Source organism: Pontibacter sp. GD7 (assembly GCF_058216375.1).
The window spans coordinates 123,519-147,727 of sequence record NZ_JBYZMP010000004.1 but is presented as its reverse complement, the minus strand read 5'-3'; the positions used below and the strand labels follow the sequence as shown (position 1 = coordinate 147,727).

Here is a 24,209-nt window from a genome sequence, read left to right as displayed (position 1 = left end):
TCATAAGAAGTATAAAAGCGACAAGCCCCGGCGCGCTGGGGCACGTCGGGGCTTGTGTACACTTTAGTCGAGTTTAAGCACTGCCAAGAAGGCTTCTTGCGGAATTTCCACGTTACCCACCTGGCGCATGCGTTTCTTACCTTTTTTCTGTTTCTCGAGTAGTTTACGTTTACGCGAAATGTCACCGCCGTAGCACTTGGCCAATACGTTTTTGCGTAGGGCCTTCACGGTTTCACGGGCGATGATCTTCTGGCCAATAGCCGCCTGAATCGCGATTTCAAACATCTGGCGCGGCAACAACTCACGCAGCTTCTCGCACAGGCGCTTGCCCCAGTCGTAAGCCTTATCGCGGTGCACGATCGCAGATAATGCATCCACAGGTTCTCCGTTCAGCATCACGTCCAGCTTCACCATGTTCGACTGCTTAAAGCCGATCAGTTCGTAATCCAAGGAAGCATAACCGCGTGAAATTGTTTTCAGTTTATCGAAGAAGTCGAAAACTATCTCGGCAAGCGGCATTTCAAAGGTTAGCTCTACGCGATCGCTGGTCAGGTATGTCTGGTTCTTCAGAATACCGCGCTTATCCATACAAAGCGTAATGATCGGGCCAACAAACTCAGACTTGGAAATGATTTGCGCTTTAATGAACGGCTCCTCTACGTGGTCGATATAGTTAGGCTCCGGCATCTCTGAAGGCGCACTTACCTTTAACAACTGTCCTTTAGTTGTATGCACATGAAACTGAACCGATGGTACCGTCGTGATAACGGTCATATCAAATTCGCGCTCCAAACGCTCCTGCACGATCTCCATGTGCAGCATACCTAAGAAACCGCAACGGAAACCAAACCCAAGGGCAGCAGAGGTTTCTGGCTCCCAAACAAGTGAGGCATCGTTTAGCTGCAGCTTCTCCATAGAGGCACGCAACTCTTCGTATTCACTTGTCTCTACCGGGTAGATACCAGCGAACACCATCGGCTTCACATCCTCAAACCCTTGAATACCTGGAGCAGGACGATCTACGTGCGTAATTGTATCACCTACTTTTACCTCTTTGGCATTTTTGATTCCCGAGATAAGATAACCCACATTACCGGCTGCCATTTCCTGACGCGCCTCCTGATTCAGTTTAAGTACACCAATTTCGTCAGCCTCGTAGGTTTTGCCCGTATTGATGAACTTTACCTTGTCTCCTTTTTTCAGGGTACCATTATAGATTCGGAAGTATACTTCGATGCCTCTGTAAGAGTTAAAAACAGAGTCAAAGATAAGTGCCTGTAATGGAGCGGCCGGGTCACCTTTTGGTGCAGGGATGCGCTCACAAATAGCATTCAGGATATCCTCAATACCGATACCGGCCTTACCGGAAGCATGAATAATGTCTTCTTTGTCACAACCGATAAGGTCGATGATCTGATCAGACACTTCCTCCGGCATAGCGTGCGGCAGGTCGATCTTATTCAGTACAGGAATGATCTCCAGGTCAGAGCCAATGGCTAAGTATAAGTTGGAGATCGTCTGTGCCTCGATACCCTGCGATGAGTCAACGATCAACAAGGCGCCCTCGCAGGCAGCAATTGAACGCGACACCTCGTACGAAAAGTCAACGTGACCCGGCGTATCGATCAGGTTAAGCACATAGTCCTCGCCTTTGTACTGGTAATTCATCTGGATGGCGTGGCTCTTAATGGTAATGCCGCGCTCACGCTCCAGGTCCATGTTATCTAGCAGCTGGTTTTGCATCTCACGCTCCGCTACCGTTTGGGTAAATTCCAGCAGGCGGTCAGCCAGAGTACTTTTACCGTGGTCGATGTGGGCGATGATACAGAAATTGCGAATGTTCTTCATATAGTATAAATACGAAAACAAAGTTAAGAATATTCCCGTCAAAAAAATTCATTTTTGCCTTAACCTTGCCAAACAAATCTGCGAATCTGGAGGGCTAATTAAATAAAATAGCGCTTTGCTATGTACTAAAGTCTTCGTAAATTACATTTATCCAACACCTTTCATCACAGTTGCCCTTACAATTTGATGGTTTTCTTATGGCTAACGACTACAACACCGCCTCTTTGCTACAACGCATAAGCAACCTGGATGAAGAACTGAAAAGCTTGAAAGAGAAAAACCGTTTCCTGGAAGAGGTAGTGAACAGGGTGCCTGCCAACATCTACATTTCCAGCCTCGACAAGCACATTGTATGGTGCAACCGCACGAACGAGGAAAGCCTGGGTTATACCTTAGAGGAAATCCAGCAGATCGGGACCACGCGCTATTTAAAGGAGATACTACACCCCGATGACCAGAACATACCTGAGGAAAGCATTGAGTTTTATAACGAACGCAATGAAACCGAATTTGGCGGTGTTTTCCGGGCAAAGCATAAAACAGAGCAGCAGTACAGGTGGTTTATCGGGTGGGCAAAAACTTTCAGGAAGGATGCGCAGGGCAATGTAGAACAGCTCCTTTGTGTGGATGTGGACATGAGCCCCCAGATGAATACGGAATCGCAGCTTATCGAGGCTTTAAAAGAAAACCTGCGTCAGAAAAACAGACTCCTTATTAATAGCTTAAGAAACCGTGAGATCGAGATCCTTACACTAATCTGTAAAGGAATGCGCACAAAAGACATTGCCGAAAAGCTTTTTATCAGCGTAAACACCGTCAGCACGCACAGGCGGAACATCCAAAAAAAGCTTGGCACAGCAAACATCGCCGACATGGTTTCATTGGCAAGGGAAGCCGGGCTTGGCTGATGGGTAAAAGAGAAGCGGCTACCATTACCTGGTAGCCGCTTCTGTAAAGACAAGTATGAAAGGTCTGCGAAACAACTAAAACAACACACACTATACTTTCCCTCTCGTACTGCTTCATGAAAATTACACATCACCAAATTAGTTTATACAGGCAGCAGCCGCAATACCTAAAAGTGAGTATTTATCCAAAATCCTTTTCTAACATAGTTGCCGATAGCTTTTGGGGTTAAACCTTATGGAGAAGTTTGTAGATCAAGTTATGATGTAAGATAAACCAAGCAGGTGTAAACACACCCCTGCGCCCCTCTCTTAGAAGAGGGCCCTACCCCCAGAGGGGAATTTTATCTCCCCTTACTGCTGATTCGGACATCCTTGTCCGGATCTTTTTCTGCTGCGGACTAGGAAGTCCGAAAGAGCTTTCCCCTTAAATTGACGGCATTGGGTGTAAACACACCCCTGGACCCCTCTCAAGAGGGGCTATACTTAGGACACAAGTATAAAACTCTCTATCTACCGCGAGTTTTCAACTCGTGGTTGTCCATGTGGGCAAGCTTTCAGCTTGCGTGAGCCGCTTTTTATACTTTTGCATACCTACTCAAGCTGAAAGCTTGCCACATAATAAGCCACGAGTTGAAAACTCGCGGCAGGAATAACGGCAAGTGTAAACTTGTGTCTTAATCGTAGCCTTTTCCAAGGAGGGGAATTGCGGTGAACGATTAACCCACCCCTGCACCCCTCTCAAGAGTAGGGTCGTTTCATTGTAATTAAAAAGTGAAAAAACTTCTTTCATTCTGTTAAGTTTTAACCCCAACTTGATTCGGGGAAACTTGTGAGAGAAAGAGGGCCCCTACCCCCGGAGGTTAAGCTTAACCTCCCAGCCACCAAGATCCTTCCAGGATGACAAAAAAAATAGAATGAAACAACCTACACCTCGGTGGGGTTAGTGGTGGGTTAATTGCAAACAAAATTGCCCGAAACTGACCGCTGTAAAACACAAAAACCGTTGCCAAACAGATCGGCAACGGCTTATGTTTTGGAACGGATCAATTATGCCGTTTTGCCTTTTTTATACTTGTAAACAGTAAACAGAGGCACATACAATAACGCTGCCAACGACCAGCCAAGCACGATCAGCATATCAGCACCAGCCCAATGCATCATCTTAAACAAAGAACCAAGGATAATTACCATTGCCAATAAGGCTCCAAGAATGTAAACAGTTAATCTCATAAAATATAATTTGAAGGTTGGAAATCGTTGTTCTGACTCTGCAAAAAGACCACAAAATTGGTAGAATAAGTGCTTTTACTCCTATTTGAAAATTGCAGAACTTACAATAATATCTAAAAGAGATTATATTAACAATACAGGCCGCCAGGAATTTAGTGAACGTTAAAACAGGGTAACATCCTGTGCACGATCATGCTTACCTTAAAGGTGCTGAGCTGTGCCATTGGCAATCCACTTTTCCTGATTGTCCAAATAATGCCTGCTGCCACAAGGCTGTCAATCCTCATCAAAAATGCCTATATTCGCATCAATTTTTGAAAACTCTTGTTAGTAAAATATGCAACTTACTACAGTAGAACCATATAAGCCTGTCAACCATATCCGTATCGTGACAGCAGCTTCGCTCTTCGATGGCCACGACGCTTCGATCAACATCATGCGCCGTATCATTCAGGCATCCGGGGCAGAGGTAATCCACCTGGGCCACAACCGCTCGGTGCAAGAGATCGTGGACTGTGCGATACAAGAAGACGCGCAGGCTATTGCTATTACCTCTTACCAGGGTGGCCACCTGGAGTACTTTAAGTATATGTATGACCTGCTGAGCGAGCGCGGCTGCGGCCATATCCGCATCTTTGGCGGCGGCGGCGGGGTTATACTTCCAACCGAGATCGAGGAACTGCACGAGTACGGCATTGCCCGCATCTACTCCCCTGACGATGGCCGCGCCATGGGTCTGCAGGGTATGATCAACGATATGCTGGAGAAGTGCGACTTCCCGACAGGTACGAACCTGAACGGAGAGGCCAAGCATCTGAAAGATAAAGACCCTAAATCTATTGCCCGTTTAATATCCGCCGCTGAGAACTTCCCGGAAGAGGCAAGAGCCATACTTGACGAGGTGAAAGAGCAGGCCAAAGAAATTAAAACTCCTGTATTAGGTATAACCGGTACAGGTGGTGCCGGTAAATCATCTTTGGTGGATGAACTGGTTCGCCGCTTCCTGCTTGATTTCCCTGAGAAGAAGATCGCCATCATTTCCGTAGACCCATCGAAGCGTAAAACCGGTGGTGCCCTGCTGGGTGACAGGATTCGTATGAATTCCATCTCTAACGAGAGAGTATACATGCGCTCGCTGGCAACCCGCCAAAGCAACCTGGCCCTGAGCAAGTATGTGCAGGATGCCGTGGATATTGTAAAGGCTGCTGATTTTGACCTGATCATACTTGAAACATCGGGAATCGGGCAGTCGGATACCGAGATCATTGAGCACTCAGACATGAGCTTGTATGTGATGACGCCAGAGTATGGTGCCGCCACGCAGCTCGAGAAGATTGACATGCTGGACTTCGCCGATGTGATCGCCTTGAACAAATTTGACAAACGTGGTGCCTTGGATGCTTTGCGTGATGTGAAAAAGCAGTACAAGCGTAACCACCAACTATGGGACGTGAACGACGATGCTATTCCGGTTTTCGGAACTATAGCTTCGCAGTTTAACGACCCGGGCATGAACCAGCTTTACCGTGCCATTATGGCGAAAATCTCTGAGAAGACAGGCGTGGAGTTCAACTCTAACCTGCATACTTCCAAGGAGATGTCGGAGAAAGTATACATCATCCCTCCTGCCCGCACACGTTACCTTTCTGAGATCTCTGAGACTATCCGCAACTACGACAAATGGACAAATGACCAGGCGGAAGTAGCTCAGACACTATACGGCATCAAAAAGTCTATCGAGGCGGTACAAGGTATAGAGGTGGAAGACAAAGACCGTTTGGTAAAGCAACTGGAGGCAGCTTATGCCGAAGTGGAGCTGAACCTGGACGGGCAGAACAAGAAGATCCTGGAGAACTGGAAAGAGAAAGTACAGGCTTACAAAAATGAGTTTTATGTCTTCAAGGTTCGTGACAAAGAGATTAAGATAAAGACACATACCGAATCGCTGTCGCACCTGCAGATACCGAAGGTGGCTACACCTAAGTATGAGGCGTGGGGTGATTTGCTGAAGTGGAATTTGCAGGAGAACGTACCAGGTGAGTTCCCTTATACAGCGGGTGTGTTCCCGTTCAAGCGCGAAGGCGAAGACCCTACCCGTATGTTCGCCGGCGAGGGCGGACCGGAGCGTACCAACCGTCGTTTCCACTACGTGAGTCTGGGCATGCCAGCCAAGCGTCTGTCTACGGCATTTGACTCGGTAACGCTTTACGGTGAGGACCCTGACTACAGACCGGACATTTATGGTAAAATTGGTAACTCTGGTGTAAGCATTTGCTGCCTGGATGATGCCAAGAAACTATACTCTGGCTTCAACCTGGCAGACCCGATGACCTCGGTTTCGATGACCATTAACGGTCCGGCTGCCATACTTACCGGCTTCTTTATGAATGCTGCCATCGACCAGCAATGTGAACTATACATTAAAGAGCATGGCCTGGAAGAGGAAGTGAATGCTAAGATCGAAGCCATCTATAAAGAGAAAGGCTTGGAGCGTCCGAAATACCAGGGCGAACTGCCAAAAGGCAACGACGGCTTAGGCCTGATGCTTTTGGGCGTAACTGGCGACCAGGTATTGCCTGCCGAAGTATACGAGCCGATCAAGACCCGCACGCTGGCGGCAGTGCGTGGTACGGTTCAGGCTGATATCCTGAAAGAAGACCAGGCGCAGAATACCTGTATTTTCTCCACGGAGTTCTCACTGCGTTTGATGGGTGACGTGCAGCAGTACTTCATCAGCAAAAACGTGCGTAACTTCTACTCGGTGTCTATTTCGGGTTACCACATCGCAGAGGCCGGTGCCAACCCAATCTCGCAGTTGGCCTTTACGCTGGCTAACGGCTTCACGTTTGTGGAGTACTATGTGAGCCGCGGCATGGACATCAACAAGTTCGCGCCGAACCTGAGCTTCTTCTTCTCCAACGGTATCGATCCGGAGTATGCCGTGATTGGTCGTGTGGCGCGTAGAATCTGGGCGAAAGCCATGAAGCACAAGTATGGTGCCGATGCCCGTTCGCAGATGCTGAAGTACCATATCCAGACTTCGGGCCGTTCGCTGCACGCGCAGGAGATCGACTTCAACGATATCCGCACCACGCTGCAGGCTCTTTACGCGATCTACGACAACTGTAACTCACTGCATACCAACGCTTACGACGAGGCGATTACCACGCCAACAGAGGCTTCTGTTCGTCGTGCCATGGCTATCCAGTTAATCATTAACCGTGAGTTGGGACTGGCGAAGAACGAGAACCCGCTGCAGGGATCATTCATCATCGAGGAGCTTACTGACCTGGTAGAAGAAGCTGTACTGGTGGAGTTTGACCGCATCACAGAGCGTGGCGGTGTGCTAGGCGCGATGGAGACGATGTACCAGCGCGGTAAGATTCAGGAAGAGAGTTTATACTATGAGACCCTGAAGCATACCGGCGAGTACCCGATCATCGGCGTAAACACCTTCCTTTCTTCGCAGGGCTCTCCGACTGTTATTCCGCAGGAGGTTATCCGCGCCACAGAAGAAGAGAAGCAGTACCAGATTAAAATGGTGCATGCTCTGCAGGAGCGTAATGCGGATAAATCCGCAGAGATGCTGAAGCGCATACAGCAGGTAGCCATCGCCAACGGAAACATTTTCGAGGAGATGATGGAAACCGTGAAGTTCTGCTCGCTGGGCCAGATCACGAATGCCCTGTTCGAGGTAGGCGGACAGTACCGCAGAAACATGTAATCTATACTTTAGAAGTATAAAGTATAAAGAGGAGTTGGTGCAGATCAACTCCTCTTTTTTTATCAGTCTTTTTCAACTGCATGTCCTTACAGCCGTAGTATAAATTTTAAAGCAATCTATTTCAGCGAAAACCATGAAACGGTCAAAAGAAAACTCAATGCTATTATACTTTGGAGGAGCCTTGCTACTCGGCATCGGTACACTTGTATACCTGGCTTTTACAAATAGTTTTGAAGAGAAAGACTTTGATTTTGATACTAACGATGAACATGATGAAGACTATCTCTGAAAAGGGTTTATAATCGTCTGTTACATCGTTACCAAAATGCATAAAAAATCAGAAGCGCAGCCTGATAAAACCAAGCTGCGCTTCTGATTTTCAGTAGAGTCACACCAGTGTCTAATTCAACATATAGTTTCTGCTTACCTCATTTGAGGCGGCGTTTCTAGGGAAGTATATGTCCTTGAAGCTAAGTGTTGCCCCCTGCTCTACCCTTCTGAATATTTTGTCCGGGGTTACCTCCTGTAATGAGCTAAAGCCACAGGCCTCCATCACCTCCACCGTCGACTTGATGGTGTTGCCATGGAAATTTGCTACGCGCACGCGCTTATCAGCCACATCCAAACCACTGTAGAGATTTTTGTCCTGGGTGGCAATGCCCACTGGGCAACGCCCTGAGTCGCACTGCAAGGCCTGTATGCACCCTAACGCGAACATCATACCTCTGGCACTGTAGCACATGTCTGCCCCCAGCGAAATCGCCTTCAAAATATCTACACCTGTAATGATCTTGCCGGCAGCGATCAATCTAATCTCGTCGCGGAGGCCATACTTTTTAAGCATGTTCTGCACATAGGCCAGGGCATCGTAAAGCGGCATGCCAAGGCTATCGGTAAATTCAAGCGGCGCAGCACCGGTACCCCCTTCAGCACCGTCTATGGTGATAAAATCCGGGAAGATCTGGTTGTGCATCATTTCGCGACACAGCTGCTCAAACTCCTCTTTGTTGCCCACGCAAAGCTTAATTCCGATCGGCTTGCCTTCTGAAAGCACACGCAGTTTCTGTATAAATAAAAGCAGCGTAAACTGATCATTGAAAGCGGAATGCGCTGGCGGAGAGGCAACTGTAGTATAAGGCTCTACCTTACGGATGGCTGCGATCTCAGGAGTGTTCTTGGCTGCCGGAAGTATACCGCCATGTCCAGGCTTAGCCCCCTGCGATAGCTTTATCTCCACCATCTTGATATTCGGGTGCATTACCTGCTCCTGGAAAAGCCTCTCCGAGAAATTACCATTCTTATCGCGGCAACCGAAGTAGCCTGTGCCTATCTGCCAGATCAGGTCGCCGCCGCCTTCAATATGGAAAGGACTTACGCCACCCTCACCGGTATTATGGGCAAAACCGCCTAGTTTGGCACCTGCACTTAGCGCAGTTACCGCAGTTTTGCTTAACGAGCCGTAGCTCATCGCCGAAATGTTGTAGATGCTGGCACTGTAAGGCTGTCTGCAGCTGCTGCTACCCACCATAACGCGCAGATCTTCTGCCTTAACATGCACCGGAAACATAGTATGGGCAATCCACTCGAAGCCTGTTTCCTGGCTATCGGCCTGCATACCGAAAGGCACCGTCTGGCGCACGTTCTTGGCACGCTGGTATACTATAGAGCGCTGCCTGCGGCTGAAAGGCTTGCCATCCAGGTCAGACTCAAAAAAGTACTGGCGTAGCTCCGGGCGTATACTTTCAAAGAAATAACGAAGGTAACCCAGCAGTGGGTAGTTACGCAGGATGGTGTGGCTGTTCTGGCGGATGTTGCTCAGGTAAACCAGGTGCAGGGGCACCACAAGTAACAATAGCCAAAGTGCCTGACGCTCAAAAATAGAGAATAAAAGTGTTAGCAGGTAAAGCGTTGCAAAAACGTACACAAACGTTTGCCTCACGCTGATTTTTGTTGCCATGAATCTTATTTAGAAGTAGTGTTTTTCTTTCTGTCTTTGATCTCCAGAACTGCCCGCTTTCAAAGAGGCATATTCTGGCTTAACCGTTTAAGGCCCTGGGTGTGGTAAAGAAAAAAGTTAGACGTGATGAAGAGCAGAGTGCCAACAGGTACGATGCCGCCGGGCACTCGCTGCGAGGCACGAACAATGACGAACAAGTATAGCTAGATGGCTTCATAGTCAATGTTTGTGCAAAGTTAGAACAAAAGTTGCGCACAAAACCACATCAAGGGTATAAATATTTTAAGCAGTGAGGTTCTGGAAATCTGCCTAGCTCCAAAATGAAGAACAAGTAGTATTTACAGCTTTGAACAAACACTTTGAACGGTAAACGCTTCACAAGCAAAAAGAAGTATAAACCTTATGTGTATGCCTCCGTTCAAAGGGGAAAATCCACCTCCTTACCGAAGCAAACATGAAACGTATCTCAACTATTTCCTCTATACTTTTACTAGGTACAACTGTAAGCCTTTTCATGAACAAATGGCTGCAGCATAACACCCGCAATACCCCCGACAGCGCCGATCAAGGGTACCAGTTATACCTTTAATACATCGGGCAAATCATACTTTCTGCTCAGGTACCCTATACTTTGAGTGCACGTTGTTCGAAGGGCAAGTGCGTGTGCACATAGCCTGTGTGGGGTGCATGCAGGCGGTTAAGTATAAAATGCGTAATTTTGGCTAAACAGTTTTATATTTTATAATGTAGAAGGCACCTAGCGTGCTAACAATCAACTATGGATTTAAAAGAAAAGATCAGCTACATCATCGGCCGCGACATGGCTGCTAACCTGGCTAAGCAAGGCATTGAAGTAGAACTAGAATCGTTTATGCAAGGCTTTAAAGAGGTGCAGGAAGGAAAAGAATCTACCTTAACGCAGCAGGACGTACAGCAGGCAATGATGGCGCTTCAGCAGCAGATGGCTGAAAAGCAGAACGCAGCTGGCGGCGAGAACAAAAAGGCTGGCGAGGCTTTCCTGGCTGAGAACAAAGAGAAGGAAGGTGTACATACATTGCCAAGCGGCTTACAGTACCAGATACTAAAAGAAGGTACGGGCAAATCGCCTTCTGCCTCCGACACGGTTACAACACACTACCATGGCACGCTGATCGACGGCACCACCTTCGATTCATCTTATGAGCGCGGACAGCCGGCCACATTCCCTGTGAACGGGGTTATCGCTGGCTGGACAGAAGCCCTGCAAATGATGAAGGAAGGCGCAAAGTGGAGACTTTTCATCCCTTCTAACCTTGCTTATGGCGCACAGGGTGCCGGCGATGTTATAGGGCCAAACTCAACCCTGATCTTCGATGTGGAGCTTCTTTCTGTAAAATAGACAGGGACAGGTATTAAAAAAGGGCATTACCTATTCTTCAGGTAATGCCCTTTTTATTTTGTGGGAAGTATAGCCTAAGCCCCTGCTTTTATACTTTCGTCGAGTGCCAGCCAGCGCATGGCGGCTTCCCGGTACATAAAATGATTTATGATCATGAAGTTCTCCCCTTGTATCAGCTCATCCCCGTTCATTTCCTGAACAAGCTCGTGCGAATAGCTCACTGGGAGCACAACAGCTACAAACACATCGTTTTTAACCTCACGCAAGGCCCCAGGGAAAAAGTAAGTGAACACCCAGCGCTGGTCCGCGCGCTTCAGCCGTTCCCTTCCCTGAAAATCGAGCAACCACTTTACGGGTTTATATTGCTTTACACACTCCATTATCTGGCTGTAAGCCTGCCTGACCTCAGAGGAGTTCACGGTGCCAGTCCATTTCACTTCAAGCGTTTCAGTAACCTCATTATACCTGATACACAGCTTGCTACCGCATAAAGCCCCCTTCTCCGCTATGGCTGACGGACTATCGACCTCTGTCATATAATACTTATCTCTTACCATAAAAAGATTTTGTGAGTAGCAATTGCCTGATTGAAGGCATAACACTATAATATTTCCTGAATTATTAAGCTTTTACGCAGAATATACGGCACACAAAGATTGGCATTAAATTGATTCTAAACAAGATTTATTTAAATATTACCTGATAAATTAAAGCAACCAGGTAGTAATACTCCTGTAAGAACGTGAATATTAGGATATTATTTTGTGTATTAGTAAAATTGAATATTAATTAAGTCAAATATCTAAACAAAACAGTACACGTACCGTTCTTAAATCTGTTATAGCTCAAACTAAACAAATAAAGTATGTCAGAAAATCATAACGAAGGCAGGAAGTTCTTAGAGAGTGTTCATCAGTACTTTGATCATGCTGCCCAGTTCTCACGCCTGGATCCGGGTATACTTGCACAGATAAAGGCCTGCAACAGTGTATATAAAGTTTCTTTCCCGGTTGAGATAGATGGTAAAATAGAGGTGATCGAAGGCATTCGCGTGCAGCATAGTCACCATAAGCTTCCTTCAAAGGGTGGTATTAGGTATAGTATGCAGGTGGATGAGGATGAGGTTAAAGCACTTGCCACCCTTATGACCTTTAAATGTGCCGTGGTGGACGTGCCTTTCGGAGGTGCCAAAGGCGGTGTTAAGATAAACCCCCGAACCAGCAGCGTGAAAACCCTTGAAAGAGTTACACGCCGTTATGCATCCGAGTTGATCAAGAAAAACCTTATCGGGCCGGGTATTGATGTTCCGGCACCTGACTATGGCACCGGCAGCCGCGAGATGGCATGGATCGCCGATACCTACCAGGCGTTTAAGTATGGCGAAATAAGCGCGCTAGGCTGTGTTACGGGTAAACCGGTTGGTCAAGGCGGTATAAGAGGCCGTGCAGAGGCCACCGGACTGGGCATATACTTTGGTTTGCGCGAGGCGTTGCAGGATACAGAGCTGCTGGAGGGTAAAGGACTTGACGGCACCACCATGGAGGGTAAGCGCATTATAGTGCAGGGCCTCGGAAATGTGGGCTACCATGCCGCGTTTTTCTGTCAGCAGGATGGCGCCATTATTACAGGTATTGCTGAGCGTGAGGGCGGCATTTACAACGAGAATGGCATTGACATAAAGGAGGCCTTCAGGCACAGAAGTGAGACAGGCTCGATACTTAACTTTAAGGATTGCAAGAACATAGAAAACTCTGTGGACCTGCTGGAGTATGAATGCGATGTGCTACTGCCTGCCGCACTTGAAAACCAGATACATGAGGGCAACGCAGCCAGGATCAAAGCCAGGATTATTGCAGAAGGCGCTAACGGCCCGGTAACAAGAGAAGCGGAGGAAGTATTGTTGAAGAACGGTGTGGTCATACTTCCGGATTTATACCTTAATGCAGGCGGTGTTACGGTGTCATACTTTGAGTGGCTGAAGAACCTCTCGAACGTGAGGTTTGGCAGAATGGGCAAGCGTGCCGAAGAGGCAAGCTATAAAAAGCTGGTTAATGCCATCGAAACTAGCTCAGGAAAGACCATGACGGCCACTGAACGTGCCTTGTTAACCCAAGGCTCGGACGAGATAAGCCTGGTGCGCTCCGGCCTGGAAGACACGATGATAAACGCCTACCATGAGATCAGGGATGTGATGAAAAACCAGAACATACCTGACCTGCGCACAGCAGCGTTTTTAACTGCCATAGAAAAGATCGGGGTAAGCTACGAGTCGCTGGGTATATTCCCGTGATAAGCGCCGCTTAAAAGCAGAAAAGGTCAGGAATATATAGTTTCCTGACCTTTTCTTGTATTAATAAGCCAGTGTATGGCCTCGTCAAAATCGGTGAAGTAATTAAAGTTGATAAAATCCTGCCTGGGGTGATATTCCGGCTGCTGGTAATTTGTAACAATGGCCTTGAAGTGGTCCTCTGAAAATACGACAGCAGCATTTATCTCGGATCTGATGATCTCAAACACCTTTGGATAATACTCATATGCCAGCCAGTCTTCCTGCTCCCTGTTTAGCGAACCGATCACCGTCAGGTCAGTGCAAAAAGAAGTAACAAGGCGCGTTTGCTCAACATAACCAAGCACCGTTAAATAAGTGTCTTTAAATTGAGCAAAAGAAGGAACGCGTTTCCACTTAAGCAAAAGTATATCTGCTGCTTGATTATGCATTACAGAAACAAAAATGCTATCCTTTATTACCATGCAACTACAGGTTTTCAGAGTTTTAGGCTTTAAAGGTACTTAGATTAGTCAAATAAAACAAGAAAGTATCAAATGTACCCTGAACTTGCCTCAATTGCTCAAATTTTACATTAAAATTGCACCATTTTATGCAAAGCCGGCTTAAATAATGCAGTTAAAATCTCCTGAAAATTATAATAGGTTTTTCTATATGTTTATGCTCACAAGTATAGCTTCTAATCTTCGGCCAGAGTATAAATTTATAGTATCTAACTCAAGTTGCGAGACATGATAGACCAGGCAGGTGTAAACACACCCCTACACCCCTCTCAAGAGGGGAATTTTGCTTGTGCATGTACTTCCACTCCTCGGAGTCGTTTCATTCTAAGAATAATTGTCCCCTTGAGGGGACCGCAGGGGTGTAAAGCCAGTTGAGAACACCTCTCGCAATGAGCAAACACCCCTCTATGACCAATGGTCGCAAGTTTCAAACTCCCGTTTTCACTTGTCCTCAAGGGCAGGGTCGTTTAATTCTACTAAATTAATGTCCATGGCGCTAGCGTCCTCGCTCGTGACCGGCTATAGTTTGGGCCGCTGGCCCAGTCGGATCACAGATCCAACAGTATAGGAAGTCACGGATCGCAGATCCGCGCCAGCAATGAGTAGAATGAAACGACCCTGCCTCTCAAGAGGGGAAGTATATGCACGAGCAAAACTCCCCTCCACTGGACTAGCCAAAACAAGCGTTTTGAGCTAGCAAGTGAGGCTCTTTAGGGGTTTTATAATCTCAACTTGAGTTACCTATATAAAAAAACAGCCGGCACAAATTGCCGGCTGTTCCCTTCTGGTTTGATCTAACAGATGTACATTAAGATCTTTCAATCCCTAACCATTTGTTGTAGATTTCCTGCTGTTGTTTGGTAGGGTTGGCAACGCGCTCGAAGCGGTAACGCACGCTGGTGTCTTTCAGCATAAGTATTTCCAGCACCATCAGTTTTCCATCGCGGCTGATCAGTAGCTCCAACACCTCTCCTACGCTACGGCCCGTTACATATTGGTTAATGTCTTCGCCTACACGGTAACCATCCACTGCGATGATCTCGTCATTCACATTCAGCCCTGCCTCGTAGGCGCTGGTGCCTTTGTTTACGGAACGCACCGTTACTCTACCATCAGCCATTGCTGTGGTTGCACCCCAGCTGGCGTTGTTCGTACCTTCATTCAGGTTTACCAGTCGCAGGCCGGCGGCATCAAAATAATCATTGTAATCAGGTGTCTCTGTGCCGTTAATATAATTCCTGAAGAAGCTGTCAAGGTTGGTGCCCGCGATTCTCTCAACGGCTGCTTTAAACTCCGCTTCGGTAAACCCTCTGTTCAGCTTTTTATAGTACTGATCATACATGTAGCGCATCACATCATCCAGGCTCTTACGTCCACCGGTATTCTCCATAACGATCATGTTCAGGAGCTGCCCCATAACACCGCCCTTGGTATAATAAGAAACCTCTGCATTGTTAGAGTTCTCGTTGCGGCGATAGTATTTGATCCAGGCATCGAAGCTGGACTCAGCCACCGTCTGCACTTTATTACCCGGCGTATTCTCAACTGCATGAATTGTACCCGCTACTACATCAAGGTAGCGCTGCGGCGAAGTAAAGCCGGCCCGGCGCACAATAAGGTCGTCGTAATAGCTGGTAATGCCCTCCGACACCCACAGCAGCCTGGTGTAGTTCTCCTGGTTGTAATCAAACGGACCCAGTGGCTGCGGACGCAGGCGCTTTACGTTCCAGAGGTGAAAGTATTCGTGTGCCACAAGGCTCAGGAAACCGTTGTAACCGCTCTCTGTGCCATAGTTCCAGCGTGATGTCTGCAACGTAGTAGAGTTAAGATGCTCCAGGCCGCCTCCGCCGCGCTGCAGGTTGTGCACAATAAACACGTAACGATCCACGGGCAACTCTCCCATAATCGCCACCGATTCTTCCACAACCTTTTTCATATCCTGCACGAGCTGTTGCGGATCATAGTTACCCTCTCCGTACATGGCCACCTCATGCGGCACTCCTGCTGCGGTAAAAGTATAAACGTCGTGGTTACCTATCTCCAGTGGTGAGTCAACCAGGATGTCGTATTTTGGAAAAGTGAAGGTGAACTGTCCGGTGCTTGTGCTTTTTAATCCTGTGGATACTTTGCTCCAGCCCTGGTATGGTTTAACCACCAGCGTACCGGCTAGGTTCTGATACCCCTCAGGGTACATAAATATACTTGTACCGTTCACGTAGCCATGCGATGCATCCAGGAAACTGGTGCGTACACTCATTTCGAACGCATACACATCATACTTCGCCTTTACTCCGTCGGCTTTGTCATTGTATACCCGCCAGGTATTCTTGTCGATCTTTTCAGAGCGCAACGGCTTACCCTTTGTGTCGGTTGCGGTAAAGTTCTCTACGTTTTTTGCAAACTCACGCACCAGGTAAGATCCGGGTGCCCAAACCGGCATGGTAAAGTCTACGTGCTTTTTCTTCACTCCTGTTAGCTCCGCCTCTACCTGGAAGTAATGGGTATGAGGTGCCGGCATGGACAGTGTATAGCGAAGATCTTCCGCATGCAACGATCCTGCACTGCAAAGTATGAATAAGGTAAATAATAAATAGATTAATCTAATCTGTTTGTATTTAAGCATGTTATAGGGTATGATTTTGGTTTAGCCAGGCATTTTACAACAAATACCGTGCTTTTCAAAATCAACACCACCCAAACAACAGCACCAGATCAGGCAATCATACTGCTCAGGCTCTCGGAACTGAGCCACTGCAGTGCGTCTTCCTCTGCATGAAATGTGTTAAGTTTTATGAATGTATTGTAACTCTTCAGTCCCAACCGCCCGGCTTCCACCAGAAGCGCTTCGTAGCATTGATCAGAAAGTACAACAGCTATAAAATTATCGGCTCCTAAACTGCTCATCAGTTGGGGGTAAAGGTGATACTGTAGCCAGGACTCTTGTTCCTCCTCCAAGTTCCCGATATTTTTAACATTTAACACCCACCGTTTAACCTGATGGCCGGTGGCGAAAAGAAGCGCTTCATCCATCCCCTCTTTAAACTCATTCAGGTGAAGTGTTTTAAGGCAATCCAGCATTAAAGTGTCCTGTAGCTGGTTATACTTCACTAAGAATGACTCTGAACTGTAAATAAGCATATTCCCATAGTTTTGGCGCACAAATTTATTACGAAATCAATTTGTAATTTAATTATTTCGTTAATAAATGGTAGATAACCGCTATAACAGTGTGAATGGACAATAAATGGTGGTAAAGACCATAAAATAGTGGGTAAACTATCTAAACTATTTTAAACATTCTGTAAATAAACTACTTATGGTTTAGGCATAAATACTCTGCTGATAGTTTGAGCAGCGCAAATTGTGGCACGATATTTTTACTATATCTGTTAAGAACTATCTGAATAAATTATGAAAAAGAACTTAGCAATTATACTTACCCCAATCGTACTCTTGGTGATTTTAGTCTGGACCAGCGCGTTTTATGCCTTTGTGCCTGAACGGGATTCTGAAAGTACAGAAGTTTCGGTACATAAACCTGCCGCCTCCGGATATACAGCCTTTAACAACACAGAAATTGTCTCAACTGATAGTGAAAAGTATAAAGCAAGCACAAACCAACCACCTCAGGGAATGATAAACTATGCACTCTCTTTAATAGGTAGCCCTTATGTGTATGCAGGCACTACACCTGGCGGTTTCGACTGTTCCGGATTCGTAACCCATGTTTTCAGCAAGTATGATTTAGACTTACCACATTCGTCTGCGATGCAGGCCGATGAAGGCATAAGTGTACCTAAGCATGAAGCCAGAAAGGGTGACCTTGTCATTTTTACGGGCACAGACCCAGATATACGTGAGCCTGGCCATGTGGGCATCGTTATCTCGGCACCGGGAGATACGATTGAATTTGTACACGCTTCTTCTAACGGGGGCGTCAAAATAAGTAAAGTAGAAGGCACGCGTTACGATCTGCGTTACCTTGAAGTAAGAAGGGTACTATAGTCAATTATTGAGGCTGCAGTATAACACTTGCTGGTTTTACCGTAATAAGGTAAAACCAGCAGCCTTGATAACATGGTACATCCCTACATTGTAAATTCCTTGAATGCGATCATCCTGATTAGCCTCGGACTGATCGGTTATTTTATAAATCCGGCAAGGCCCGTAACTGCCCTGATCGCGCCCTTTATAGGTATACTTTTACTGGCATGCACCTACCATCTGCGAAAGCATAACCGCTTCGTGTTTCATACGGTTACAGCCCTTACCCTTTTGGTGGCCATTGTCACGCTTGCCCGCATCAACCCGGATACATTTGCCTGGGACACCCGCAATATACTTCTACTGCTGATCGGGTTCAGTTGCTTTATCGCAGTTGTGTTTTATGTGGCTACGTTTGTGCGAGAGAGACGCCTGCGAAACAATACGATCTATAAAGACGACCTGTAACAAAAAAAGAAACACCTGGTGCAGCCCGTCAAGATGCACCAGGTGTTTCAGGAATCCCTCAACTTCAGAGTAAGCGGCGTGCTGTTTTACAGCATCACCATCCTAAAAAGAACCAGAGGTAATGTCGCTAGCTGCGCAAGCAGTAGCTATACTGCTTACTAAGCCTGCTCACCTTTAGAGTGAACAAAATTACCTAGGCTTACTAAGACGACCGATGGATTAGACATAGCACCTCCTTTCTCTTTAGTCAAACATAGATCCCATACTTTTCCGGCACATTGCCAGCTCCATTACAGGACAGTAGCACCCGCTACTTATCTTTAAAGTTAAAAGAACGCTTAAAAGTTCACAAGGTTTTTACCCATTTTTTGGCTGCAGGCCATTCTAAAACATAACTTACTAAATGTCAAACATTAACATTGTTATAAAACAGATGAACTACCTGCAAAAACTTACTGTTGCATCAATAATAACCTGAAGGAAGGCTTAATACTAGTAATTAAGTTATTGCAAAAGCTTTTAATATTAGATATTAGATAAGCCTGCATGGTGTTGTTTTGAATAATTTTACTTACATTTCGTTGTATATTACACCTTAACTAAACCAGAGATGAAAAAGTACCTTTTAACGATTGCGATGCTCATGTTCTTTGCAACATGTGCCTGGGCCCAAAAGCTTTCCCCGCTTGGCGTTTGGACAAATGAAGAGGGTAAAGCCAAATTTGAGATCTACAAATGCAGCGGCGACAAGCTTTGCGGAAAAATTGTTTCGCTCCGTGAGCCGAACCGTAATGGCAAGCCCAAAATGGATGACAACAACCCAAACAAATCGTTACGTAACCGTCCGCTTTTAGGCCTGGAGTTTTTGAAAGGCTTTGAGTATGATGGCGACAATAAATGGGATGAAGGTACTATTTATGATCCGGAAAGCGGTAAAACATACTCTTGCTACATGAAGATGCTAGGCAAAGACAAGATGGAAGTGAAAGGATACATTGGCATCTCCCTGATCGGAAGAGCCCAGACCTGGACACGTGTTGACGAAACTACTTCTTCAAAATAATAGCTGAAACTGCTTCAGCAGCAAAAAAGGTTGGCACATGTGCCAACCTTTTTTGTTTTCAACCCTTTACCGTAGCTTTAACAGGAAAAGTATCTGAAATGTTTTGCTGGTTTAGCTAACCTGTAAAATTTTATACTCTTTGTCGCGGAAAGTGAATGTATCGCCGGTGGTTTTGCCTGCCATGGCCTTGAAGATAGGCGACATACCGGAAATGGCAAAAAATGACTCGCCATCCACTTTTATCTCGCCAAGGCTCACGCCGATAAAATAGTTCTGAAGGTCGGTGTGCACCACGGCCCCCAGCGACACATCGTGGTTTTGTTTAGTGGCATTTATGCGCCGCAGCAGTGCCATCGTAGAGATCAGTTCATCCAATTGCCTGGCATACATATCGCGCTGTATCTGGCAGTTCTCCCTGAACGATTCAAATTTATCTTCCATGGCACCATCGTGCTCATTGGCGCTGTTCTGGGCTTCGTCCATGGCTTCTTTTGCCGCACTGATCTGTGCATTAAGAATATGTATGCTTTCCTGAAGCAAACGTTTTTTGGTTTCTAATTCGTGTGTTAACATTTCCATAGGATTTGTCTGGCCTTTGTTGGAAAAATTTCTTTGGTTTGCCCGCTTGGCAACGGGTGAATTTATATTTTAAAGTATGCTTTAATAGAATGAAGAACTAATTTCAACTAAATCTCTCCATAAACTATTTAAGAACAAGTATGTTTATGAGTAAATTATCAAATGCCGTTTAACGATATTTTCAACCGTTTGTTTGGTTTCGGAAAGGCCTCCACAACCTGTCAGAATTTGAAGCGTTCCGAACACTACCTCGCTGACTTTGCAAAGTGGGTTTCGGGGAAAGTATACCTTAACTGGACCCACCCCTTTTTTAAGGCCTATCACTACCAGAAAACAGATATAAGCGACTCCGCTTTCAGGGTACAGCTTATAGAGGAATCTAATATGCAGGGTGCCATCTTCTTTTACAACCCTGCCATCGGCCCTAAAAATTTTTCATTTCTTTTTGAGCTTTTTAGAAAACGGGTGCAGGAATCGGGTTATTGCCTGCATAGCTCCGACAGCAGAAAAGTATGCCACCAGCGTTATAAAGAGCAAGTGGAGCGTTACGTGCTGACTCCCCCTCCTGCTATGGAGCCTGGCACAGAACTTTGCAATCAGCTGTTTGGCAATATCCACATCGACTGCGTTTACGTAAATAAACTCCCGGGTTACATACGCTTTGTGGCAAACTCGTATACGGACCCATATTTTAGCAAGCCACTGCCATTTTCGGAACTGCTAGAACAAGTACTGCGCCCTCAGGAGCCCGGTTCTTGAAAGATAGCTCAGAAGTAGCATTGCAAAAACATAATTCCACTTTTAATATAAGGTTGTCTTTTTTAAATGTCATTTCTTTTAAATACATTTAAAAAGCCTTACAGACTTTATCATCATATAGATGCGCCCATGAAATTACGTTTGCTGCTTTTTGTGCTCGCGCTGTTTACCTGCGCCAACACCTATGCTACACATATTGTCGGAGGTGAGTTTGAGCTACAGCACGTTTTAAATTTTAACTATAAACTAACGCTTAACTTATACTTTGACGATGTGAACGGCAGTCCGGGGGCACTGGACCAGACGGTTACTGTAAACTTTTTTGAGAAGGGCACCAACAGGCTGATGCTGACACAGGTTTTACCATTCAGGTCGCGGACGCCGGTAAATTACACCAACATCGAATGTACCGTTGCCAGCCTCAAAACCAGCAAGATCGTATACTTCGACAATATTTTCCTGGACCCGAACCGCTTTAACAGTCCTGCCGGGTACTATGTAACTTGGGAGCGTTGCTGCCGGAACCGCACCATCAACAACATTGTCAGGCCAGAAGATGCAGCCCAGACATTTTACATGGAACTGCCGCCTGTCGTTAAAAACGGGGTTGCCTTCCGTAACTCCTCTCCCGTGCTTTTCCCACCACTAAGCGATTACGCCTGCGTAAACGAGCTTTTCTACTTCGACTTCAACGGCACAGACCCGGACGGTGACTCACTGGTTTATGACATGGTTACCCCTTTAAACGGCTTCACAACGCCTGCCATGCCAGTGTATACCATAACGCCAAGGCCAGAGCCATATCCTACTGTAACATGGCAGTCAGGCTATAGCACCACTGTGCAGGTGCAGGGCTCCCCTCCGATGAACATAAACAGCAGGACCGGCCAGTTAACGATGCGACCAACCCAAAAGGGGCTTTTCGTGTTTGGTATCAGGGCGCAGGAGTTCAGGAACGGGCAAAAGATTGGTGAAGTAAGGCGGGATTTCCAGGTGCTGGTACTTGACTGCCCTACCAACCAAACCCCTGCCGTATCGGTACGAGAGCAGGGCAAGACAGAAAACTATAAGGAAGGAAACATTTTGCGCATCAATTCTGCCAGTAACCGTTGCATCGATGTGTTTTTCACAGACCCTGACAGGCCTGAGTTTGTGGCATTGCGCGCGCGTCCGGTAAACTTCTCGCAGCAGGGCTTTACGCTACAAGGCGTAACCAGCGGCACTATAAACCAGGGCAGCACCACTAACCAATCCCTGAAAGCTACTCTTTGCTTCGACGATTGCTTTGATTCAGGGGGCAAAGTATACCAACTGGACCTGATCGTGAACGACGACGGGTGTAGTTTGCCCCGCCAGGACACGGTTAGAGTGAGCTTTACGGTAGAGCCGATACCAAACGTACCGCCTACTGTTTCGCTATCTACCACGCAGCGGGTGTTTAATGTAAAAAATGGCGATGTGCTGACATTCGACGCCCTGGGCTTTGACGCAGACAACGATAACGTTACCATTACTGCCACCGGCCAGAACTTTAACCTGAACTCTCAGAACATCACCTTCCAGAACAGATCCGGTGTTGGCCAGGTAAGCTCGCCGTTCCGGTGGACCATAGATTGTAAGGCACAGCAGGAATCATACAAAATTGACTTTACTGTAAACACCACCGTTTGCGGTAAAACAGTGAGCCGCACCGAAACCATAGAAGTAAGGCCGGACACTAAGAACAATGTTCCCACCATCACCACTGATAAGCAACAGGTAAGAGTATTTAACCTGGTGGCCGGCGAGCCATTTCAGGCGAAAATATTCGGGAACGACATAGACCTGAACCCACTTGCTTTACAGGCAAACGGCAACGGGTTTAATCTTGCGGACCTGGGCATGGTATTTACCAGCACCGGCGGCAACGGTACCGCAGAGGGTACTTTTAAGTGGACGGCCAACTGCACAAAAGAGCCCGAAAGTATAAGACGCGTGACCTTTACACTGAAAGAAACGGCCTGTGTGCCCTCCCCTGACCAGCAACTGGTTTTCGAGTTCAGGATAACGGCGCCTAACAACGCGCCTACCTTTACCACAGATAAGAATGTGCTGGTTTTTGACCTTGACCTGAACGAGGAATTTGAGGCAAAACTGTTTGGTCGTGATGTTGATATGAACGCTTTAACCATGCAGGCAACTGGCCAGGGCTTTACTCTGGAAGAAGTCGGCATGAAGTTTAACAGCCAGAACGGGAACGGCACCTCTGATGGTGTTTTTACCTGGAAGGCCAACTGCCTTGCAGCTGAAAAAGGCGTGCTGCGCGTTACCTTTAACCTAAACGAGCAGGCTTGTCAGCCTTCGCCAGACCAGCAGATCACCATGGAGTTCAGGGTAAAAGTGCCTGTTATTTCCGATTATGTGCCAGCCAACATTTTTACACCTAACGGTGATGGCCTAAACGATTTCTTTGAGATACCAGCACTGCCCACAGATTTCTGCACGGCGCAGTTTGCCAGCATCAAGATATTTAACCGTTGGGGAAAGGAAGTATACTCCAGCACTAGCAACACCTTTAAATGGGATGGCAAGGGCGTGAACGACGGCGTATACTTTTACGTGATCGATTACAAGACCACTACCTACAAAGGATCTGTAACGCTGGTTAGATAAAACGCTGGTTAGATAAGGAGTATTTTTGAGATGTTGGTATACTCTCAGGAGTATGAGAGGGCCGTTCGTTATGCCATGAACAGGAATACCAGGTAAAGCCCTACCCACAGGAAATCTAAAAAATTCCAGTAGTTGCGCAGCATGGTTAGTTGCAGCCGCCTGAAAGGGTCCCGGATAAATATGAGGCTGCGCACGCCATCTGCGGCCACATGTGCGGTCTTAAAGAAAAGGAATGAAAGAAAAATAAGTCCGCCCAGCACATGTAATATATGCAGCGCTGAGATCAAGTATAAGTAAGTACCGGAGGCCTTGCCAGTAAAATACACCCCGGATTTTGACATCTCGTTCCAGCCGATCAGCTGCGCTGCGATAAACAACACACCTAAGCCAAGCGTGATGCCAAGGTAACGCACCATGCGCTTTAGTTTGTCCTTGCGGTAAATTCTGGGGATTTTGCTTATGGTATAGCTACTGAACAAAAGTAAAAGCGTACTGATGCTGAAAAATTTTGGCAACTCGAAATTTTCTCCCTCAAAACCGCCTGTACGCGCAAACGCAACCACCAATACAAAGAAAAGGATTCCGATACCGATCATGCTCAGGAACAGGAGCACCCGGATAGGATGCATTCTCTCCATCTTCCTGAAAGCTGAGAGTTGTTTTGGGTTTACTTTATTTTTCTTATCTGGGTCCATTCAAATACTCCAACTATTGCCAGAACAAGGGTTTATAATAGAGATTGGCTATGTGTTTCCGGCTATTACTTTATACCGTTACTGCACAAGTATAGTTTTACATTTATATCAATAATTTAGATGTTGCAAAATGCCCCTTACACCTGATAAAGCAAACTTTGGCATCTCCGTAAC

The 24,209-nt window shown here is 46.6% G+C and carries 20 protein-coding genes; 11 read left to right on the top strand and 9 right to left on the bottom strand.

The genetic code is table 11. The features are described 5' to 3' along the window. Positions 1-63: 63 nt before the first annotated feature. Complete coding sequence (gene lepA, locus AC4BAP_RS08020; RefSeq protein WP_490582108.1) at positions 64-1,848, bottom strand: translation elongation factor 4; 1,785 nt, start codon at positions 1,846-1,848, stop codon at positions 64-66. Between the two features lie 197 nt (positions 1,849-2,045). Between lepA and AC4BAP_RS08015 the strand changes: the two genes are divergently transcribed. Next, on the top strand, positions 2,046-2,756 hold the full coding sequence (locus AC4BAP_RS08015) for a LuxR C-terminal-related transcriptional regulator (RefSeq protein ID WP_490582107.1): 711 nt from the start codon (positions 2,046-2,048) through the stop codon (positions 2,754-2,756). Between the two features lie 1,047 nt (positions 2,757-3,803). Here the strand turns inward: AC4BAP_RS08015 and AC4BAP_RS08010 are convergent. Next, complete coding sequence (locus AC4BAP_RS08010; RefSeq protein ID WP_490582106.1) at positions 3,804-3,986, bottom strand: GldL-related protein; 183 nt, start codon at positions 3,984-3,986, stop codon at positions 3,804-3,806. 337 nt (positions 3,987-4,323) lie between these two features. Between AC4BAP_RS08010 and AC4BAP_RS08005 the strand changes: the two genes are divergently transcribed. Both AC4BAP_RS08005 and AC4BAP_RS08000 read left to right on the top strand, forming a co-directional pair. Beyond that, a complete protein-coding gene (locus AC4BAP_RS08005) occupies positions 4,324-7,710 on the top strand; it encodes a methylmalonyl-CoA mutase family protein (RefSeq protein ID WP_490582105.1) in 3,387 nt (1,128 codons plus the stop codon). A 133-nt stretch (positions 7,711-7,843) separates the two neighbouring features. Next, positions 7,844-7,999, top strand: a complete 156-nt coding sequence (locus tag AC4BAP_RS08000) for a hypothetical protein (RefSeq protein WP_490582104.1) — start codon at positions 7,844-7,846, stop codon at positions 7,997-7,999. 111 nt (positions 8,000-8,110) lie between these two features. Here AC4BAP_RS08000 and AC4BAP_RS07995 read toward each other — a convergent pair whose 3' ends face one another. Then, positions 8,111-9,667 carry an FMN-binding glutamate synthase family protein gene (locus AC4BAP_RS07995; protein ID WP_490582103.1) on the bottom strand — a complete coding sequence of 519 codons (1,557 nt, stop codon included), beginning with the start codon at positions 9,665-9,667 and terminating at the stop codon, positions 8,111-8,113. Between the two features lie 454 nt (positions 9,668-10,121). Between AC4BAP_RS07995 and AC4BAP_RS07990 the strand changes: the two genes are divergently transcribed. Together AC4BAP_RS07990 and bamJ are read left to right on the top strand one after the other, a co-directional pair. Next, complete coding sequence (locus AC4BAP_RS07990) at positions 10,122-10,256, top strand: hypothetical protein (protein WP_490582102.1); 135 nt, start codon at positions 10,122-10,124, stop codon at positions 10,254-10,256. A 189-nt stretch (positions 10,257-10,445) separates the two neighbouring features. Further along, positions 10,446-11,045, top strand: a complete 600-nt coding sequence (bamJ, locus tag AC4BAP_RS07985; RefSeq protein WP_490582101.1) for a BamJ family beta-barrel-assembly machinery protein — start codon at positions 10,446-10,448, stop codon at positions 11,043-11,045. A 74-nt stretch (positions 11,046-11,119) separates the two neighbouring features. On the opposite strand, the gene AC4BAP_RS07980 is transcribed toward bamJ, so the two are convergent. After that, a complete protein-coding gene (locus tag AC4BAP_RS07980) occupies positions 11,120-11,581 on the bottom strand; it encodes a hypothetical protein (protein WP_490582100.1) in 462 nt (153 codons plus the stop codon). 329 nt (positions 11,582-11,910) lie between these two features. Between AC4BAP_RS07980 and AC4BAP_RS07975 the strand changes: the two genes are divergently transcribed. Further along, the gene (locus AC4BAP_RS07975) at positions 11,911-13,335 is read left to right on the top strand and encodes a Glu/Leu/Phe/Val family dehydrogenase (protein WP_490582099.1); all 1,425 of its coding nucleotides are present in this window, start codon (positions 11,911-11,913) and stop codon (positions 13,333-13,335) included. A 26-nt stretch (positions 13,336-13,361) separates the two neighbouring features. Here AC4BAP_RS07975 and AC4BAP_RS07970 read toward each other — a convergent pair whose 3' ends face one another. The 3 genes from AC4BAP_RS07970 to AC4BAP_RS07960 all read right to left on the bottom strand — a co-directional run bounded on the left by AC4BAP_RS07970 (position 13,362) and on the right by AC4BAP_RS07960 (position 16,973). Beyond that, the gene (locus AC4BAP_RS07970) at positions 13,362-13,796 is read right to left on the bottom strand and encodes a hypothetical protein (RefSeq protein ID WP_490582098.1); all 435 of its coding nucleotides are present in this window, start codon (positions 13,794-13,796) and stop codon (positions 13,362-13,364) included. Positions 13,797-14,643: 847 nt separating this feature from the next. Next, positions 14,644-16,458, bottom strand: coding sequence for a M61 family metallopeptidase (locus AC4BAP_RS07965; protein ID WP_490582097.1), 1,815 nt, complete (start codon positions 16,456-16,458; stop codon positions 14,644-14,646). Between the two features lie 89 nt (positions 16,459-16,547). Next, on the bottom strand, positions 16,548-16,973 hold the full coding sequence (locus AC4BAP_RS07960) for a hypothetical protein (RefSeq protein WP_490582096.1): 426 nt from the start codon (positions 16,971-16,973) through the stop codon (positions 16,548-16,550). A gap of 273 nt (positions 16,974-17,246) precedes the next feature. On the opposite strand from AC4BAP_RS07960, the gene AC4BAP_RS07955 reads away from it, so the two are divergent. The 3 genes from AC4BAP_RS07955 to AC4BAP_RS07945 all read left to right on the top strand — a co-directional run bounded on the left by AC4BAP_RS07955 (position 17,247) and on the right by AC4BAP_RS07945 (position 19,350). Continuing rightward, entirely contained in the window at positions 17,247-17,840 is a 594-nt protein-coding gene (locus tag AC4BAP_RS07955) for a C40 family peptidase (protein WP_490582095.1), read from the top strand. Between the two features lie 72 nt (positions 17,841-17,912). Beyond that, positions 17,913-18,287 carry a hypothetical protein gene (locus AC4BAP_RS07950; RefSeq protein ID WP_490582094.1) on the top strand — a complete coding sequence of 125 codons (375 nt, stop codon included), beginning with the start codon at positions 17,913-17,915 and terminating at the stop codon, positions 18,285-18,287. 610 nt (positions 18,288-18,897) lie between these two features. Beyond that, positions 18,898-19,350 carry a DUF2147 domain-containing protein gene (locus tag AC4BAP_RS07945; protein ID WP_490582093.1) on the top strand — a complete coding sequence of 151 codons (453 nt, stop codon included), beginning with the start codon at positions 18,898-18,900 and terminating at the stop codon, positions 19,348-19,350. 111 nt (positions 19,351-19,461) lie between these two features. On the opposite strand, the gene AC4BAP_RS07940 is transcribed toward AC4BAP_RS07945, so the two are convergent. Then, positions 19,462-19,929: a hypothetical protein gene (locus tag AC4BAP_RS07940; protein ID WP_490582092.1), complete on the bottom strand. Its 468-nt coding sequence runs from the start codon at positions 19,927-19,929 to the stop codon at positions 19,462-19,464. A gap of 228 nt (positions 19,930-20,157) precedes the next feature. Between AC4BAP_RS07940 and AC4BAP_RS07935 the strand changes: the two genes are divergently transcribed. Further along, positions 20,158-20,688, top strand: coding sequence for a hypothetical protein (locus AC4BAP_RS07935; protein WP_490582091.1), 531 nt, complete (start codon positions 20,158-20,160; stop codon positions 20,686-20,688). A 129-nt stretch (positions 20,689-20,817) separates the two neighbouring features. Then, positions 20,818-23,340 carry a T9SS type B sorting domain-containing protein gene (locus tag AC4BAP_RS07930; RefSeq protein ID WP_490582090.1) on the top strand — a complete coding sequence of 841 codons (2,523 nt, stop codon included), beginning with the start codon at positions 20,818-20,820 and terminating at the stop codon, positions 23,338-23,340. Between the two features lie 68 nt (positions 23,341-23,408). On the opposite strand, the gene AC4BAP_RS07925 is transcribed toward AC4BAP_RS07930, so the two are convergent. Beyond that, complete coding sequence (locus AC4BAP_RS07925) at positions 23,409-23,978, bottom strand: cytochrome c oxidase subunit 3 (protein ID WP_490582089.1); 570 nt, start codon at positions 23,976-23,978, stop codon at positions 23,409-23,411. Positions 23,979-24,209 lie beyond the last annotated feature (231 nt).